Source organism: Rahnella sikkimica (assembly GCF_002951615.1).
GTDB classification, from domain to species: domain Bacteria; phylum Pseudomonadota; class Gammaproteobacteria; order Enterobacterales; family Enterobacteriaceae; genus Rahnella; species Rahnella sikkimica.
Genome location: NZ_CP019062.1, coordinates 625,728 through 643,224, shown reverse-complemented (window position 1 = coordinate 643,224; position 17,497 = coordinate 625,728). Strand labels below are relative to the sequence as shown.

The 17,497-nt window shown below is 52.1% G+C and carries 14 protein-coding genes; 10 read left to right on the top strand and 4 right to left on the bottom strand.

Annotation, left to right across the window (positions count from 1 at the left end; all coding sequences use genetic code 11):
- The first annotated feature begins 109 nt into the window (after nucleotides 1–109).
- Nucleotides 110–1,213, top strand: a complete 1,104-nt coding sequence (locus BV494_RS02845; protein ID WP_104921482.1) for a YcbX family protein — start codon at nucleotides 110–112, stop codon at nucleotides 1,211–1,213.
- Between the two features lie 47 nt (nucleotides 1,214–1,260).
- Here BV494_RS02845 and BV494_RS02840 read toward each other — a convergent pair whose 3' ends face one another.
- Together BV494_RS02840 and pyrD are read right to left on the bottom strand one after the other, a co-directional pair.
- Nucleotides 1,261–1,806, bottom strand: a complete 546-nt coding sequence (locus BV494_RS02840; protein WP_104921481.1) for a cell division protein ZapC — start codon at nucleotides 1,804–1,806, stop codon at nucleotides 1,261–1,263.
- A 197-nt stretch (nucleotides 1,807–2,003) separates the two neighbouring features.
- Nucleotides 2,004–3,014: a quinone-dependent dihydroorotate dehydrogenase gene (gene pyrD, locus BV494_RS02835; protein WP_104921480.1), complete on the bottom strand. Its 1,011-nt coding sequence runs from the start codon at nucleotides 3,012–3,014 to the stop codon at nucleotides 2,004–2,006.
- A 297-nt stretch (nucleotides 3,015–3,311) separates the two neighbouring features.
- Here pyrD and ssuE point away from each other — a divergent pair, with 297 nt between their 5' ends.
- Genes ssuE through ssuB form a run of 5 tightly spaced genes read left to right on the top strand, consistent with a single transcriptional unit; the run spans nucleotide 3,312 to nucleotide 7,681 of the window.
- The gene (gene ssuE, locus BV494_RS02830; protein WP_104921479.1) at nucleotides 3,312–3,893 is read left to right on the top strand and encodes an NADPH-dependent FMN reductase; all 582 of its coding nucleotides are present in this window, start codon (nucleotides 3,312–3,314) and stop codon (nucleotides 3,891–3,893) included.
- Nucleotides 3,894–3,911: 18 nt separating this feature from the next.
- Nucleotides 3,912–4,886 (top strand): sulfonate ABC transporter substrate-binding protein, encoded by a 975-nt coding sequence (locus BV494_RS02825; RefSeq protein WP_104921478.1) that lies wholly within the window; start codon nucleotides 3,912–3,914, stop codon nucleotides 4,884–4,886.
- Between the two features lie 58 nt (nucleotides 4,887–4,944).
- The gene (gene ssuD / locus BV494_RS02820) at nucleotides 4,945–6,099 is read left to right on the top strand and encodes an FMNH2-dependent alkanesulfonate monooxygenase (protein ID WP_104921477.1); all 1,155 of its coding nucleotides are present in this window, start codon (nucleotides 4,945–4,947) and stop codon (nucleotides 6,097–6,099) included.
- A gap of 11 nt (nucleotides 6,100–6,110) precedes the next feature.
- Complete coding sequence (gene ssuC / locus BV494_RS02815; RefSeq protein WP_104921476.1) at nucleotides 6,111–6,902, top strand: aliphatic sulfonate ABC transporter permease SsuC; 792 nt, start codon at nucleotides 6,111–6,113, stop codon at nucleotides 6,900–6,902.
- Nucleotides 6,899–7,681, top strand: a complete 783-nt coding sequence (ssuB, locus tag BV494_RS02810; RefSeq protein ID WP_104921475.1) for an aliphatic sulfonates ABC transporter ATP-binding protein — start codon at nucleotides 6,899–6,901, stop codon at nucleotides 7,679–7,681. The genes ssuC and ssuB overlap by 4 nt, the downstream gene beginning before the upstream one ends.
- 79 nt (nucleotides 7,682–7,760) lie before the next feature.
- Here the strand turns inward: ssuB and pepN are convergent, their stop codons facing one another.
- The gene (gene pepN / locus BV494_RS02805; protein ID WP_104921474.1) at nucleotides 7,761–10,376 is read right to left on the bottom strand and encodes an aminopeptidase N; all 2,616 of its coding nucleotides are present in this window, start codon (nucleotides 10,374–10,376) and stop codon (nucleotides 7,761–7,763) included.
- 608 nt (nucleotides 10,377–10,984) lie between these two features.
- Between pepN and pncB the strand changes: the two genes are divergently transcribed.
- The 4 genes from pncB (at nucleotide 10,985) to BV494_RS02785 (ending at nucleotide 16,734) form a co-directional block, all read left to right on the top strand.
- Nucleotides 10,985–12,190, top strand: coding sequence for a nicotinate phosphoribosyltransferase (gene pncB, locus BV494_RS02800; RefSeq protein ID WP_104921473.1), 1,206 nt, complete (start codon nucleotides 10,985–10,987; stop codon nucleotides 12,188–12,190).
- 288 nt (nucleotides 12,191–12,478) lie between these two features.
- Complete coding sequence (gene asnS / locus BV494_RS02795) at nucleotides 12,479–13,879, top strand: asparagine--tRNA ligase (RefSeq protein WP_104921472.1); 1,401 nt, start codon at nucleotides 12,479–12,481, stop codon at nucleotides 13,877–13,879.
- A gap of 300 nt (nucleotides 13,880–14,179) precedes the next feature.
- Nucleotides 14,180–15,301: a porin OmpC gene (ompC, locus tag BV494_RS02790; RefSeq protein WP_501207387.1), complete on the top strand. Its 1,122-nt coding sequence runs from the start codon at nucleotides 14,180–14,182 to the stop codon at nucleotides 15,299–15,301.
- A gap of 242 nt (nucleotides 15,302–15,543) precedes the next feature.
- The gene (locus BV494_RS02785) at nucleotides 15,544–16,734 is read left to right on the top strand and encodes an amino acid aminotransferase (RefSeq protein ID WP_104921471.1); all 1,191 of its coding nucleotides are present in this window, start codon (nucleotides 15,544–15,546) and stop codon (nucleotides 16,732–16,734) included.
- A gap of 78 nt (nucleotides 16,735–16,812) precedes the next feature.
- Here the strand turns inward: BV494_RS02785 and BV494_RS02780 are convergent, their stop codons facing one another.
- The gene (locus tag BV494_RS02780; protein ID WP_104921470.1) at nucleotides 16,813–17,460 is read right to left on the bottom strand and encodes an MBL fold metallo-hydrolase; all 648 of its coding nucleotides are present in this window, start codon (nucleotides 17,458–17,460) and stop codon (nucleotides 16,813–16,815) included.
- Nucleotides 17,461–17,497 lie beyond the last annotated feature (37 nt).

Sequence of the window (17,497 nt, the reverse complement as noted above, 5' to 3'; positions counted from 1 at the left end):
TCGACATATCACCAAAAATAAAATTGTTGCGCATTATAGCTAATCCCTACCGCTTGTCATAAAGTCTCTGGTTATCTTTAAGACTTTATATTCAGAGAGGCGGCGTTCAGTGCCCATTCTTTCACGTTTATTCGTACACCCGGTCAAATCCATGCGTGGCTTGCAGGTTTCACACGCACTGGTTACAGCAACAGGACTGGCATTCGACCGCCAGTTCATGATTACCGATACGCAAGGCACTTTTATTACCGCCCGCCAGTATCCCAACCTGGTCCTGTTCACACCGGTGCTCCTGCCCGATGGACTGATGATTTCAGCGCCCGAGGGCGACAGCATCAGCGTTAAATTCCGTGAATTCGCCGGTGAAAACTCACCGACAGAAGTCTGGGGCAACCAGTTTACCTCACTCATCGCACCGGAACCGGTAAATCGCTGGTTAAGTGCTTATTTAAAGCGTGACGTACAGCTTCGCTGGGTGGGCGAAGAGCCGACCCGCCGGGTGAAACAACATCCCGAAGTCCCGCTGTCGTTTGCAGACGGCTTTCCGTATCTGCTGATCAACGAAGCGTCGATGCAGGATCTTCAGCGCCGCTGCCCTGGCGGTGTTCGCATCGAACAGTTCCGCCCGAACATTGTGGTCAGTGGCGCGGAAGCTTATGCCGAAGATACCTGGCAGACGATCCGCATCGGCGACGTCATTTTCGATCTGGTCAAACCATGCAGCCGCTGTATTTTCACTACAGTCAGTATTGAGCGCGGTCGCAAACATCCGCGTGGTGAACCGCTGAGAACCCTGCAGGGTTACCGTACTGCCAGCGATGGTGACGTTGATTTCGGCCAGAATATGATTGCACGAAATACCGGTGTTATCCGCGCAGGCGACAGCGTCCAGGTACTGGCGACCAAACCACCGCGGCCTTACGGCGCAGGTGACGTGGTTGAAAACGTCGACGCGCCAGAAAGTACCGCGCAGGCCGTGACCATCAATTATCAGGGCACGCAGTTTACCGGGAATAATCAGCAGATTTTACTCGAACAGCTGGAATTGCAGGGATTACGGATCCCTTATTCTTGTCGTGCGGGAATATGTGGGGCCTGCAAAATGACATTACAAGAAGGAAAGGTTTCGCCGCTGAAAGAAAGTGCCGTGGGAAAAGACGGAATGATATTGTCGTGCAGCTGTATTCCGGCTTCAGATATTGTGATTGGCTAGAAAGAGTCGTTAATTCAGGATCAGGCGGATGTATTCAACATTAAATATCAGACCGCCTGATCGTAAACATCACTGTCAACTCTGAACGCTGCTGGCATCAGCCGGTCATGCATCACTTTAATCGCATCGCCCAGCACCATACCGCGCCCTGCGACTGTAAGACGTTCCTGCGCCAGCAAGCACAGACTGGCGTTATCGCCGGACTCTACCACCAGTAATGTCGCCTGCTCACCGCTTTCCATGACCTGCACCTGCGCAAGCTGACCGTTCGCAGGCTGGAAAGGACGATGCTGCTGACTGAAATGCCAGCTCTTTGGCATCAGCGGTTTTAAAAAGCGAAAAGCCACTAAAGCATTTAAGACTAATTCGGCGCGCTGCTCGGCGGTCAGACGAATATGTTTGCACTGTTCTTCGAAATCAAAATACAGCGCGGCATCATCGACACAAAATGACATATCGCCGAACGCATCCGGCGTTAGCATTTTAGCAGGGAAGCGGGAACGGAAAATCATACCATTAGCCAGATCCAACATAAGCCGGTCATGTTCAGTATCAAAATACCAACGCCAATTATCATCTGGTTTGATTTTCATTTCGTCATCCTGTTTGCGTGATGCCCTCTGTCTGTTTGTTCGTGATGTACTATGGTTATCCGATCGGATAAGAGTAGATCTTTTTATTACGAACGTATATCAGACAAATCCTGAGCCTGAATAATGGTCAGTGGACAAAATATAGACGAGCCAGGTTAATAAATAAACCCCTGACTCGCCTTTAAGGATGAAAAATATCAGAGGTGGGTAACAATATCTTTGATAAGTCCCGGTCCGCGGAAGATAAATCCGGAATATATTTGAATTAATGAGGCACCGGCTGCCATTTTTTCACGCGCTGCCGTCAGTGAATCAATGCCGCCCACGCCAATAATAGGCAAACGACCCTGTAATTCATTCGACAACATACGGATAATTTCTGTGCTGCGCAGTTGCAGCGGACGGCCGCTCAGTCCGCCAACCTGATCACAATAATTCAGGCCCTGGATCAGTTTACGATCCAGCGTGGTGTTAGTCGCAATCACGCCATCCATATTATGGCGCACTAAACTGTCGGCTATTTGGATCAATTCTTCTTCAGAAAGATCCGGCGCGATCTTCACAGCAACCGGCACGTATTTCTGATGACGCTGCTGAAGTTCAAGCTGCTTATTTTTAATCGCCGCCAGCAAATCATCCAGCGCTTCACCGTATTGCAGTGAACGTAATCCCGGCGTGTTCGGTGATGAAATATTCACCGCAATATACCCCGCGTACGGATATACCTTTTCCATACAGGTCAGATAATCATCTTTACCCTGCTCGACCGGCGTGTCTTTATTCTTACCGATATTAATGCCCAGGATGCCGCCAAAATGGGATTTTTTGACGTTATTCACCAGATTATCTACACCGTGGTTATTGAAACCCATGCGGTTAATCAGGCCTTCTGCTTCAACGATGCGGAATAAACGTGGCTTATCATTACCGGCCTGTGCGCGCGGTGTGACGGTTCCCACTTCCACAAAACCAAATCCCATCGCGCCGAGTGCATCAATACATTCGCCGTCCTTATCCAGGCCAGCGGCCAGCCCCAGCGGGTTCTTAAAGGTTAATCCCATGCAGGTCACCGGTTTTTCCGGAACGGACTGACGAATAATAAACTCAAGAGGGGTGCCGGAGATGCGGCTTAACTGACGGAAGGTTAACTCGTGGGCGCGTTCTGGATCGAGCTGAAACAGTGCTTTCCTGACAAAAGGATAATACATGGAGACTCCTGGATTCCCGGTGGCTAGACGGGGCGGTATTATCGACTAAGCGTCGGGCAATTGGAAACGATAACCGGCGGATTGGCACAATAATTGTTTCCGTACGCAAACGATTACTTTTTGTTTACCTTAATTTCACTTTTATCCCCCCGCGCCCGCTTCATCCCTGCTTTATCCGTTTTCAAACTATTTATAGCCAAAATTGAGATTTCCGGTGCGCGGCGTCCCCCTGTTACGTTTACTCCACTTTGTTAAAGAAAATAATGGTTCTATTACTTTTTGTTATAAGGAAGAGAGATGCGCGTTATAACAATCGCAGGCAGCCCGCGACAACCTTCACGTTCTTCCTCCCTGCTGGCGCTCAGCCATCAGTGGCTGGCAAGCCGCGGTGTCGAGGTTTTGACCTATACGATTCAGGATTTTTCCGCTGACGATCTGCTGTTTGCCAATTTCGCCAGCCCGCAGCTCAAACAGCTGAACGCTGAACTGGCGAGCGCCGATGGGTTGATCGTGGCAACGCCGGTCTATAAAGCGTCTTTTTCCGGTGCACTGAAAACATTGCTGGATTTGCTGCCGGAACGCGCCCTCGACCATAAAGTCGTCCTGCCGCTGGCTACCGCCGGTTCCATCGGCCACATGCTCGCCGTGGATTACGCGCTCAAACCGGTGCTGGCATCGCTTAAGGCACAGGAAGTTTTGCAGGGCGTTTTCGCCGATGACAGCCTGATCACCGATTACCAGACTTACCCGGCGAAGCTTGATCCTGCACTGGAAGAGCGTCTGACCGAATCGCTGGAAAACTTCTATCTGGCACTCAGCCGCCGCCGTCCGCTGGCACCGTCTGTCGCGTCGCTTTCCGCCCAGGCACTGCGTGTTTAACTTTAAAAGGAATTAACTATGCCCGCCTCTCTCTCTTTATTACGTCGTCTGCCGGTTATCGCCGGTTTACTGGCCAGCCTGGCGCTGAGCGGTACAGCCTTTGCGCAGGAAAAAGATCCCGCGCAGTTACGCATTGCTTACCAGAAAGGATCCGTTGGCCTGGTGCTGGCGAAATCTCATCAGTTACTGGAAAAACGTTTCCCTGACACCAAAATCAGCTGGGTGGAATTCCCTGCCGGGCCGCAGATCCTTGAAGCGCTGAACGTTGGCAGCATTGATCTGGGCGGAACCGGTGATTTGCCACCGCTGTTCGCGCAGGCCGCAGGCGCGGATTTGCTGTATATCGGTTCTGAGCCGCCGAAGCCCAAAGCTGAAGTCATTCTGGTCGACAGCAACAGCCCGATTAAAACTGTCGCAGATCTGAAAGGCCATAAAGTCGCTTTCCAGAAAGGCTCCAGCTCACACAACTTACTGCTTCGCGCGCTGCAACAGGCCGGGCTGAAATTCACCGATATTCAGCCGGTTTATCTGACCCCTGCCGACGCCCGGGCGGCTTTCCAGCAGCATGACGTCGATGCCTGGGCTATCTGGGATCCGTACTATTCCGCCGCGCTGGTTCAGGGGGATGTCCGCGTGCTGACAGACGGTTCCACGCTACACCAGACCGGTTCTTTCTATCTGGCACCGAAAAAATATACCGAAGCAAATCCGCAATTTATCAGCGCCGTTCTGGACGTGTTAACGCAGGCGAATGCGCTGACGAAAACCGACCGTGCGCAAAGTATCACGCTGCTTTCCCAGTCAATGGGGCTGCCGGAGAAAGTCGTGGCCTCTTATCTCAATCATCTGCCGGACTTGCCTATCACGCCGGTGAGTGCAGAAACACAAAAGCGCCAGCAGCAAACCGCCGATCTGTTCTATGAAAACCATATTTTGCCAAAACCGGTTGAGATTAAAGATCGCATCTGGAAACCCGCAGTACAGGCCAACTAAACATTCATTGAGCCGCCCCCTGAGCGGCACCTTATGACGATTTGAGAGGAGCAACAACATGAGTCTGAACGTATTCTGGTTCTTACCTACCCACGGCGATGGCCGTTATTTAGGCACGGAAGAAGGCGCACGCGTGGTCGATCACGGCTATCTTCAGCAGATCGCACAGGCCGCAGACCGGTTAGGTTTTGGCGGCGTATTACTGCCAACGGGCCGTTCATGTGAAGACTCATGGCTGGTGGCCGCCTCGCTGATTTCGGTGACTCAGCGTCTGAAGTTTCTGGTGGCGCTGCGTCCGGGGATTATTTCTCCGACGCTGGCCGCCCGTCAGGCCGCGACGCTGGACCGGCTTTCCGGTGGCCGTGCGCTGTTCAATCTGGTGACAGGCGGTGACCCGGCCGAACTGGCTGCCGAAGGTTTGCATCTCAACCACAAGGAACGCTACGAAGCGTCGGCAGAATTTACCCGCATCTGGCGTCGTGTGCTGGAAGGGGAAACCGTGGATTACGAAGGCAAGCACATTCAGGTGAAAGGCGCGAGCCTGATGCATCCACCGGTGCAATACCCTCGCCCGCCGCTGTATTTTGGGGGGTCTTCTGACGAAGCGCAGGATCTGGCCGCTGAACAGGTTGAGCTGTATCTGACCTGGGGCGAACCACCGGCGCTGGTGAAGGAAAAAATCGAGCAGGTTCGTGCGAAAGCCGCCGCGAAAGGCCGTACGGTTCGTTTCGGCATTCGTCTGCACGTGATTGTCCGCGAAACAAATGAAGAAGCCTGGCGCGCCGCCGACAAGCTGATCGCCAACGTGGACGACGAAACTATTCAGCGCGCACAGGCCGCGTTTGCGAAAACCGATTCTGTCGGTCAGCACCGCATGGCCGCCCTGCACGGCGGTGACCGCAACAAACTGGAAATCTACCCGAACCTGTGGGCAGGCATTGGCCTGGTGCGTACCGGAGCAGGCACGGCGCTGGTCGGAGACGGCCCGACCGTTGCGGCTCGTATGCAGGAATACGCCGATCTGGGCATCGATACCTTTATTTTCTCCGGTTATCCGCATCTGGAAGAAGCCTACCGCGTCAGCGAGCTGCTGTTCCCGCATCTGGATCTGGCAAAACCCGAAGACGACCAAACCGTGAAAAAAGCCATTTTGCCGCGCGGTGAACTGGTGGCGCACGATTTTGCGAATAAACGCGTCGCCAGCCAGCATTAAGGAGAAAAAAGATGACGAGATCACAACGCTGGCTAAACCGCGCTGCGCCCTGGGTTGTTCCGGTCGCCCTGATTGGCGGCTGGCAACTGGCCGTTGAAGTGGGCTGGTTATCCAACCGAATTCTTCCTGCACCGAGTGCGGTAGTCGAAGCCTTCTGGACACTGGCGAAAAGCGGTGATCTCTGGCAGAACCTTAAAATCAGTACCTTCCGTGCGCTGACCGGTTTTGCCATCGGCGGCAGTCTGGGTTTGCTGCTCGGCTTTATCACCGGCCTGTCACGCTGGGGCGAACGTCTGCTCGACAGTTCGCTGCAAATGCTGCGTAACATTCCGCATCTGGCACTGATCCCGCTGGTGATCTTGTGGTTCGGTATCGATGAATCCGCCAAGATTTTCCTCGTGGCGCTGGGCACGCTGTTCCCGATTTATCTCAACACTTATCACGGTATTCGCAACATTGACCGCGGCCTGCTGGAAATGTCGCGCAGCTACGGTTTATCCGGTTTCCCGCTGTTTATTCAGGTGGTGTTACCGGGCGCGCTGCCTTCGATTATGGTCGGCGTCCGTTTTGCGCTGGGCTTTATGTGGCTGACGCTGATCGTCGCCGAAACCATCTCTGCCAATTCAGGCATCGGGTATCTGGCGATGAACGCCCGCGAGTTTTTACAAACTGACGTCGTGGTTGTGGCCATCGTGTTGTACGCCATCCTCGGCAAACTGGCCGATGTGCTGGCCCGCCAGCTGGAAAGTGTCTGGCTACGCTGGCACCCGGCCTATCAGAAAAAACAAGGAGACGCCGCATGAGCGCACCTGCACGAATCGGGCAAGGCACGCCGGTCACCTTATCCGGTATCACAAAAAAATACGGCAACCGCACCGTCCTCAGCGACATTAATTTGCGCATTCCGCCCGGCCAGTTTGTAGCCGTTGTCGGCCGCAGTGGTTGTGGCAAAAGTACATTGTTACGTCTGCTCGCCGGGCTGGAAAAAACCACGCAAGGCGAGCTGCTCAGCGCCAGCGCTCCGCTGAGTGAGGTTCGCGAAGAGACACGGCTTATGTTTCAGGATGACCGCCTGCTGCCGTGGAAAAAAGTGATTGATAACGTCGGTCTGGGTCTGAAAGGTCCGTGGCGTGAAGCCGCGCGGGCTGCGCTGGAAGAAGTCGGGTTGGCCGATCGCGCCGACGAATGGCCTTCGGCGTTATCCGGCGGACAAAAACAACGCGTAGCGCTGGCTCGGGCGCTGATCCACCGCCCCCGTCTGCTGTTGCTGGACGAACCCCTGGGCGCGCTCGATGCGCTGACGCGGATTGAAATGCAAAGCCTCATCGAACGTCTGTGGCAGCAGCATGAATTCACCGTTCTGCTGGTGACGCATGATGTCAGTGAAGCGGTGACGGTTGCTGATCGCGTGATCCTCATCGATCAGGGACAGGTTGGCATGGATTTAACCGTTGATTTGCCGCGCCCGCGCCGTAAAGGATCGTTACGTCTGGCAGAACTGGAAGCCGAAGTGCTGGAGCGCGTTCTGACGCCACAGCCCACGCAGACGGTTCCACAGGAAGCAAAACGCGCGCAGAGTTGACTGAAAACCCGGCAAATTCTGCATGTAAAAAGGGCGATGTTTCCATCGCCCTTTTGCATTTTCGCGTTTCTGTTATTAATTACGCGTCTAACGCTTTGGTGATTTTCTCGAACAAATCACCGGACAGATTTTCCAGCCCTTTCAGCTGTTCCAGTGCCTTACGCATCAGCGCCTGACGGCCGGCATCGTAACGTTTCAGGCGGATCAGCGGCTCGATCATACGCGCGGCCACCTGCGGGTTACGCGTATTCAGATCAGTCAGCATTTCGGTCAGGAACTGATAACCGCTGCCATCTGCCGCATGGAATGCAGAAGGGTTAGCCGACGCAAATGCACCCACCAGTGAACGAACGCGGTTCGGGTTGCCCATGCTGAATGAACGGTGATTGAGCAGTGAACGGACTTTCTGCAACACATCGGCCGCAGGGCTGGTCGCCTGCTGGATAAACCATTTATCCATGACCAGACCGTCGTGATGCCAGCGCTCGTCGTAAGCCGCCAGCAGCGCTTCACGGCAAGGCAATTGCGCAGACACAGCGGCGGCCATTGCGGCCAGAGAATCGGTCATGTTGTCGGCCTGCTCAAACTGGGTTTTAACCAACTGATCCGCCAGAGCAACATCCGCGAAAGCCAGATAATGCAGACAGGTATTGCGCAGTGAACGTTTGCCGATATCTTCGTGAACCACACGGTATGAAGGCAGACAGTTAGCGTTGTAAACCGCCAGGAATTCATCCGCCATTTCAGTCGCCAGACAACGGGTAATCGCTTCATGCACGGCACCGATCGCATCCGGATCGATAGTATCGAACAGTTCAGCGATTTCATTTTCTGACGGCAGCGTCAGGATCTGCGCCGCCAGCGCCGGATCGATGTGCTCATCCAGCAGCACCGCACGGAAGGCATCCGCCACATGCAACGGCAGCGACAGAGGCTGTTTCTGCTGATGACGCGCAACGTTCAGTTTGATGTAAATAGCCAGCAGGCTCTGCGCCGCATCCCAGCGGGCGAAATCGTTACGTGCAAACTTCATCAGGAAAGTCAGCTGATGATCGCCCCACTTATAATCGAGTTTCACCGGTGCGGAGAATTCACGTAATAAAGAAGGCACCGGCGGAGTTTCCACATCATCAAAGATAAAGGTCTGCACAGCTTCGGTCACATTCAGCACGTGACTGACGGTCTGACCGTTTTGTTTCAGCGCAATCACGTTACCCTGCGGATCGTAGAGTTCGATATCCAGCGGAATATGCAGCGGCAGCTTCTCAGCCTGATCAGGCGTCGGCGGCGTTTTCTGGCTTACGGTCAGGGTGTATTGCTGTTTTTCCACGTCGTAGTCGTCGCGCACGGTCAGCACCGGCGTACCGGACTGGCTGTACCAGCGGCGGAACAGTGACAGATCAACGTTTGAGGCATCTTCCATCGCCTGTACGAAATCGTCGCAGGTCGCAGCGCTGCCGTCGTGACGTTCGAAATACAGCTGCATACCGGCCTGGAATTTCTCTTCGCCCAGCAGGGTGTGCAGCATGCGGATAACTTCGGAGCCTTTCTCATACACCGTCAGGGTGTAGAAGTTATTCATTTCGATCACTTTCTCAGGACGAATCGGATGCGCCATCGGGCTGGCATCTTCAGAGAATTGTGCGCCGCGCATGACGCGGACATTATCGATACGGTTAACGGAACGGGAGCCCAGATCAGAACTGAATTCCTGATCGCGGAAAACGGTCAGGCCTTCTTTCAGGCTCAGCTGGAACCAGTCGCGGCAGGTCACGCGGTTACCGGTCCAGTTGTGGAAGTATTCGTGGCCGATCACCGCTTCGATACCGAGGTAATCTTTGTCGGTGGCGGTTTCGGCTTTTGCCAGCACGTATTTAGAGTTAAAGACGTTCAGGCCTTTGTTTTCCATCGCACCCATGTTGAAGAAATCAACGGCAACAATCATGAAGATGTCGAGATCGTATTCGAGGTTGAAACGGGTTTCGTCCCATTTCATCGACTGTTTCAGGGATTCCATTGCCCAGCCCGCGCGATCCAGATTGCCGCGGTCAACGAAGAGTTCCAGCGCCACATCACGGCCTGAACGGGTTTTGAAAGAATCACGCAGAACGTCGAAATCACCGGCAACCAACGCAAACAGGTAGCAAGGTTTCGGGAACGGATCCTGCCATTTAATCCAGTGCTTGCCGCCTTCCAGCTCGCCGGAGTCGACACGGTTACCGTTCGACAGCAGGTACGGGTAACGGGCTTTGTCCGCCACGATGCGGGTGGTAAAACGCGCCAGCACATCAGGACGATCCAGATAATAGGTAATATGACGGAAACCTTCCGCTTCACACTGCGTACACAGTGCCTCACCGGACAGGTATAAACCTTCCAGCGCAGTGTTTTTCGCCGGGTGAATTTCGTTAACAATCGCCAGTTCAAACGCTTCTGGCAGGCCAGTGATTTCCAGCGCGCTTTCTTTTAACTGATATTGCGGCCAGTCCTGACCATTAATCTTCAGGCTGATAAGCGTCAGATCTTCCCCGTTGAGCACCAGCGGAGCGCCTTCTGCGCCCTGTCGTTTGATCTGGCTGACGGCAGTCACAAGGGTTTTCTGTGCATCAAGCTCGAAATTCAGGTCAATATCCGTGATGGTGTAGTCCGGCGCACGGTAGTCGTGGCGGAACTTGGCTTGCGGCAGTTGAGTCATAAAAAACCTTTTGGCGTTTTCATTGTTTAGGGTGATGACGATTTATGGAAGATGAAGCGGGCGCATGTGCCAGCGATTCGCCCGGCAGCCCTGACAGCCTTCAATCTTTTTATCCCTAAACTCTAACACAGGCACCGGAAAATCCCAGATTGTTGCCAGTTTGTGAGTGCGTTAGCCCACGATTTGTTCAAAACGGAATGTTACCGTGCTGACGATAAGTCACCACGTAGAAAAGACGTGAAATACGGGGAATAAATCAGTGAAGCGACAGGACGTTTAATATCATGAACAATTGCAGGGGATTAAACTTTGGAAAACGCGTGCAGAAAGCGGCCTGTGAGTCTTTTCAGAACGTCAGGTTGATAAAATTTTTGTAATCAATTTGTGCTTTTTTTAATCTCAAAAATCCCCTATTTGCCTACCCTGCCTGCGTTTAAGCACATTTAAGCCTCGACCCTTCCCAGACAATTATGATGTGATGAGGGTTCTTTAGCGGGATAATACGGTATACTTCACAGACTTTGCTGTTTTATCCAGAATGTTTTTTTTACGGAACGGTTGTTTGTGTTCAAACACTCAGTTTCTGACGAGGATGCTGTAAGCGCGCTATGACTCCATACGCCTCCCCGATTTTGACTTCGCTGTTAGATACCGATGCCTACAAGCTTCATATGCAGCAAGCGGTTTACCATCGCTATCACAATATCAGCGTCGTGGCCGAATTCCGATGCCGTGGTGATGAACTGCTGGGCGAATACGCCAGCGAAATTCGTCAGCAGATCCAGTTGATGAGTCAGCTGACGCTGACCGACGACGAATTCACCTACCTTTCCGGGCTACCCTTCTTCACGCAGGATTATCTGAACTGGCTGAAAGCGTTCCGTTACAATCCTGAGCATGTCGCCGTCTCCGATCGCAACGGACATTTGCACGTTCGCATAGAAGGCCCGTGGCGTGAAGTGATCATGTGGGAAGTGCCGTTGCTGGCGGTGATCAGTGAGGTTGTCCATCGTCAGCGCTCGCCGGATGTTACCGCGCAAATGGCGGTGGAACAGCTGCGTAAAAATCTTGCCAGTTTTAAAGACCAGGCCGCTGACATTGATCTCTCTGCTTTCCGCCTGATGGATTTTGGCACACGTCGTCGTTTCTCCGGCGAAGTTCAGGAAGCGATTGTCACCACGCTGAAAAACGAATTCCCTTATCTGGTCGGCACCAGCAACTACGATTTAGCGCATCAATTGCAACTGACGCCGGTAGGAACGCAGGCGCACGAGTGGTTCCAGGCGCATCAGCAGATCAGCCCGGATCTGGCGAACAGCCAGCGCGCTGCATTACAAGCATGGCTTGATGAATACCCGGATCAGCTGGGCATTGCCCTCACCGATTGCATCACTATGGATGCTTTCCTCCGTGATTTCGGAACAAAATTCGCCAACGCTTATCAGGGCTTACGCCATGATTCCGGAGACCCGTTTGAATGGGGTGAAAAAGCGATTGCGCATTATCAGGCACTGGGTATCGACCCGATGACCAAAACGCTGGTGTTTTCCGATAATCTGGATCTGGATAAAGCGCTGCATTTATACCGGCATTTCCATCAGCGAGTGAATCTGGTCTTTGGTATTGGTACGCGTCTGACCTGTAATATTCCGGACGTCAAACCGCTGAACATCGTGATTAAGCTGGTTCAGTGCAATGGCAAACCGGTGGCAAAACTTTCGGACAGTCCGGGGAAAACAATCTGCCAGGATAAAGCGTTCGTGAAAGCCTTGCGCAAAGCATTCGATCTGCCGCTGGTTAAAAAAGCATCCTGAAACTGTAAACACTGTGCCGGAAAATAAACGTCGGCACAGTGATGCATTTTTCCGCATATTAATTTCTCAAATTCTCTTCCTTTATATACATACGATTTAATTCGCTCGGCTTTCATTCATTCAGCTAATAATTTCAGTCAATCCATCCTTCTGCCTGAGAATTCTTGGCTGCCGATGACGATTTCTGCTTGTGTCCTGAGAAAGGCTAAGTAACATAGCAAAATCCCTTTTTACAGGGTGTCCATTATTTCTTAGCCAACATCTGTATATAAAGAAAGAGAGAAATCTATGAGCGTTGTGCCTGTAGTCGACGTACTGCAAGGCCGTGCTGCGGTTGACAGTGAAGTCACCGTACGCGGTTGGGTACGTACCCGGAGAGATTCTAAAGCGGGTATCTCATTCGTCGCCGTTTATGACGGCTCCTGCTTTAATCCTTTACAGGCCGTCGTCAATAATTCTCTGCCCAATTATCAGGAAGACGTATTGCGCCTCACCACCGGCTGTTCGGTTGAAGTGACCGGCACCGTTGTCGCGTCTCCTGGCGAAGGCCAGAGTTTCGAGCTGCAGGCAACCGCCGTTAAAGTGGTGGGCTGGGTGGATGATCCTGATACGTATCCGATGGCGGCGAAACGCCACAGCATCGAATATTTACGTGAAGTCGCTCACCTGCGCCCGCGTACTAACTTGATTGGTGCGGTTGCCCGTGTGCGCAACACGCTTTCTCAGGCGATTCACCGTTTCTATCACGAAAACGGCTACTTCTGGGTTTCAACCCCGCTGATCACCGCGTCGGATACTGAAGGCGCAGGCGAGATGTTCCGCGTTTCTACGCTGGATCTACAAAACCTGCCGCGTACGGATAAAGGCGAAATCGACTTCAGCGAAGACTTCTTTGGTAAAGAATCTTTCCTGACCGTTTCCGGCCAGCTGAACGGCGAAGCTTATGCATGTGCGCTGTCCAAGGTGTACACCTTCGGCCCGACTTTCCGCGCAGAAAACTCCAACACCAGCCGCCACCTCGCTGAGTTCTGGATGGTTGAACCGGAAGTCGCGTTTGCCACGCTTGATGATGTCGCATCACTGGCTGAAAACATGCTGAAGTATGTTTTCCAGGCCGTTTTGAACGAACGTTCAGACGATATGGCCTTCTTCGCCGAACGCGTAGACAAAGATGCGGTTGCTCGCCTGGAGCGTTTTGTAACCTCCGATTTCGCGCAGGTGGATTACACCGATGCAGTAGAAATCCTAATGAATTGCGGCCAGACATTTGAAAACCCGGTTTCATGGGGTGTGGATCTTTCTTCTGAACACGAGCGCTATCTTGCAGAACAGCACTTCAAAGCGCCGGTCGTTGTGAAAAATTATCCTAAAGATATCAAATCTTTCTATATGCGTTTGAACGATGACGGCAAAACAGTTGCTGCCATGGATGTTCTGGCACCGGGTATTGGCGAGATTATCGGGGGTTCTCAACGTGAAGAACGTCTGGATGTTCTGGACGCCCGTATGGCCGAAATGGGCCTGAAACAGGAAGATTACTGGTGGTACCGCGATCTTCGTCGTTACGGCACGGTGCCGCACTCTGGTTTCGGGTTAGGATTCGAACGTTTAGTGGCTTATGTCACCGGTGTTCAAAACGTACGTGACGTGATCCCGTTCCCTCGCACACCACGTAATGCAACCTTCTAATTAAATAACGTATTTATATTTTACAAAATTGCCACAACTCGAAGGCCAGCTAAGCTGGCCTTTGTCATTTTTAAAGATAGATCCCCGTCACAAAGTTCCGTAAAATACACATTTTGAAATACATTCTTTCTCGCTGAAACATATTTAGTAATTTCGTAGCATTTTCGCTGTGGATTAAGCGAACCTCGGATGGAATAGTGCGTTCAGACACAGGAGACACCAAACTCTCACGAATAGTTCCGTAAAGAATTGTTTAGGGCAGTGGCAGGTGTCCATATAAAACCAATGAGGGTAATAATAATGATGAAGCGCAACATTCTTGCAGTAGTAATCCCAGCTCTGTTAGCCGCTGGTGCAGCTAATGCAGCAGAAGTTTACAACAAAGACGGCAACAAACTGGACCTGTACGGTAAAGTTGATGGTTTGCATTACTTCTCTGATGACAAAAGTGTTGATGGCGATCAGACTTATGTTCGTTTCGGCTTCAAAGGCGAAACTCAAATTACTGACCAGCTGACCGGTTACGGCCAGTGGGAATACAACGTTCAGGCTAACCACGCGGAAAACCAGGGTACTGAAGGCACCAAAACCCGACTGGGCTTTGCTGGTCTGAAATTTGGCGATGCTGGTTCTTTCGACTACGGTCGTAACTACGGCGCTGTCTACGATGTTGAAGCATGGACCGATAACCTGCCAGAATACGGCGGCGACACTTACACATACACTGACAACTACATGGTTGGCCGTACTAACGGTGTAGCAACCTACCGTAATACAAACTTCTTCGGTCTGGTAAACGGCCTGAACTTTGCTTTGCAATACCAGGGTAAAAACGAGAACGACAGCCGTGATGTTGATAAACAAAACGGTGACGGTTATGCACTGTCTTCAACTTATGACATCGGCGCAGGCGTCAGCGTAGGTGCAGCTTACGCGTCTTCTGACCGTACTGATGCTCAGACTGCAGACGGCAACGGCGACAAAGCTGACGTCTGGACTGTTGGTACCAAATTTGACGCCAACGGCGTTTATCTGGCAGCGATGTATGCAGAAACCCGCAACATGACTCCGTTTGGTAATACTGACGCAGGTAACGGCGCAGCTAACGGTACTCGTGATGGCCAACAGCAATTCGCTAACAAAACTCAGAACTTCGAAGTTATTGCACAGTATCAGTTCGACTTCGGTCTGCGCCCATCTGTTGCTTACCTGCAATCTAAAGGAAAACAGCTGAACAGCTCTTACGGCGACGATCAGGATCTGGTGAAATACGTAGAAGTGGGTACGACTTACTACTTCAACAAAAACATGTCTACCTATGTTGACTACAAAATCAACCTGCTGGATGACAATGACTTCACCAAAGCTAACGGCATCGCAACTGACGATATCGTCGCTCTGGGTCTGGTTTACCAGTTCTAATATCGCTTAACGATGCGCTTACGGGCGCATCAAAGTGGATATCAAGGCAGGGCTTCGGCTCTGCCTTTTGCATTTATGCGTTTGCCGAAAATCCGCTTTGCCACCTCATCTCATAAATTATTTTAATCTCGCACGCCTTCTCACAACTCTGCTTTCTTTTTGCCGCAAACGGTTGGCAAAAAGGGGCTCCGGCGTTACCCTGATGCCCTCTTTCGAAATATCAGGCTATGGAAGTTTCCAACATGTTTGAAAAAATCACTGCAGCACCTGCCGACCCGATTCTGGGTCTTTCCGATCTTTTCCGCGCTGACGACCGCTCAAATAAAATCAATCTGGGGATTGGTGTTTATAAAGATGAAACCGGTAAAACCCCGGTTCTGGCCAGTGTGAAGAAAGCCGAACAATTCCTGTTGGAAAATGAAACGACAAAAACCTATCTGAGCATCGACGGGTTACCTGATTTCGCACGTTGCACGCAGGAATTGCTGTTTGGTAAAGACAGTGCTGTTATTGCCAACAAACGTGCCCGCACTGCACAAACGCCTGGCGGGACCGGCGCACTGCGTATTGCCGCTGATTTTATCGCCACGCAAACCAGTGCCAAACGCGTGTGGGTCAGCAACCCAAGCTGGCCGAACCATAAAGGCGTTTTCTCGGCTGCGGGTCTGGACGTTGCAGAATACAATTATTACGACGCCGCCAATCACAGCCTCGACTTTGATGGCATGCTTAAAAGCCTGAGCGAAGCACAGGCTGGCGACGTGGTGTTGTTCCATGGGTGCTGCCACAACCCGACAGGTATTGATCCGACAGAAGAACAGTGGGCTCAGCTGGCTGAATTGTCTGTCGCTAAAGGTTGGCTGCCGCTGTTTGATTTCGCCTATCAGGGCTTTGCCAAAGGTCTTGAAGAAGACGCAGCAGGTCTGCGTTTGTTCGTGGCTAATCATAAAGAATTGCTGGTCGCGAGCTCTTATTCAAAAAATTTCGGCTTATACAATGAGCGCGTCGGTGCCTGTACGTTAGTGGCAGCCGATGCCGAAACCGCAGACCGTGCATTCAGCCAGGTGAAATCGGTTATCCGCGCAAACTACTCCAACCCGCCAGCACACGGCGCAGCGGTTGTTGCCACTATTCTGGGTAATGAAGCACTGCGCACGCTGTGGGAGCAGGAACTGAGCGATATGCGTCAGCGTATCCATCGCATGCGCCAGTTGTTTGTCAGCACGTTGCAGGAAAAAGGCGCGCAGCAGGATTTCAGCTTTATTATTAATCAGAACGGGATGTTCTCGTTCAGCGGCCTGACCAAAGATCAGGTGTTGCGTCTGCGTGATGAATTCGGCGTTTACGCGGTGAACTCTGGTCGTATCAATGTGGCCGGTATTACGCTCGACAACATGGCACCGTTGTGTGAAGCCATTGTCGCCGTGCTGTAAGAATTCGCATTTCTGAATTCCATTAAAAAACCCGTCAGGAAACTGACGGGCTTTTTGTATTCTCGCTGCCGGAAAAATTTACCAGACCGGCAGTTCGTCCTGCAGGAACGGGTTATTTTTACGTTCGTACCCAAAATCGGACATGGGCCCGTGCCCCGGAATAAAGACGATATCATCCCCGAGCGGCAATAATTTTGCCTTGATGGAATGAATCAGCGCCTGATGGTCCCCGCGCGGGAAATCACTGCGCCCTACTCCGCCTTTAAAAATCACATCACCGGAAACCGCCAGCCGCGATTTATCATTGATGAAAACAATGTGTCCCGGCGTATGTCCCGGACAATGCAACACCGAAAGCACCTCTTCACCCACGCTCACGGTATCCCCTTCTTCCAGCCAGGTATCTGGCGTCAGCGGGTCACAATGATCAAGGCCAAACATCTGACTTTGTGTCGGCAACGCATCGAGCAGGAACTGATCTTCCTTTTGTGGCCCGATGATCGGAACCTGATAATGCGCAGCCAGTTCTGCGGCGGCACCAACGTGATCAAGGTGGCCGTGTGTCAGCAAAACTTGCGTGACCAGCACACCTTTGTCGGAAACTTCGCGGATTATTTTTGCAGCTTCACCGCCCGGATCGACAAGCGCGGCCTGATTGGTTTTCGTACACCAAATCAGTGAGCAATTCTGGCTGAACGCCGTGACAGTAATAAGATGGAATTTCATAGGGCTCCACAAAATGGCCTGTCCGTTTGGGCAGGCC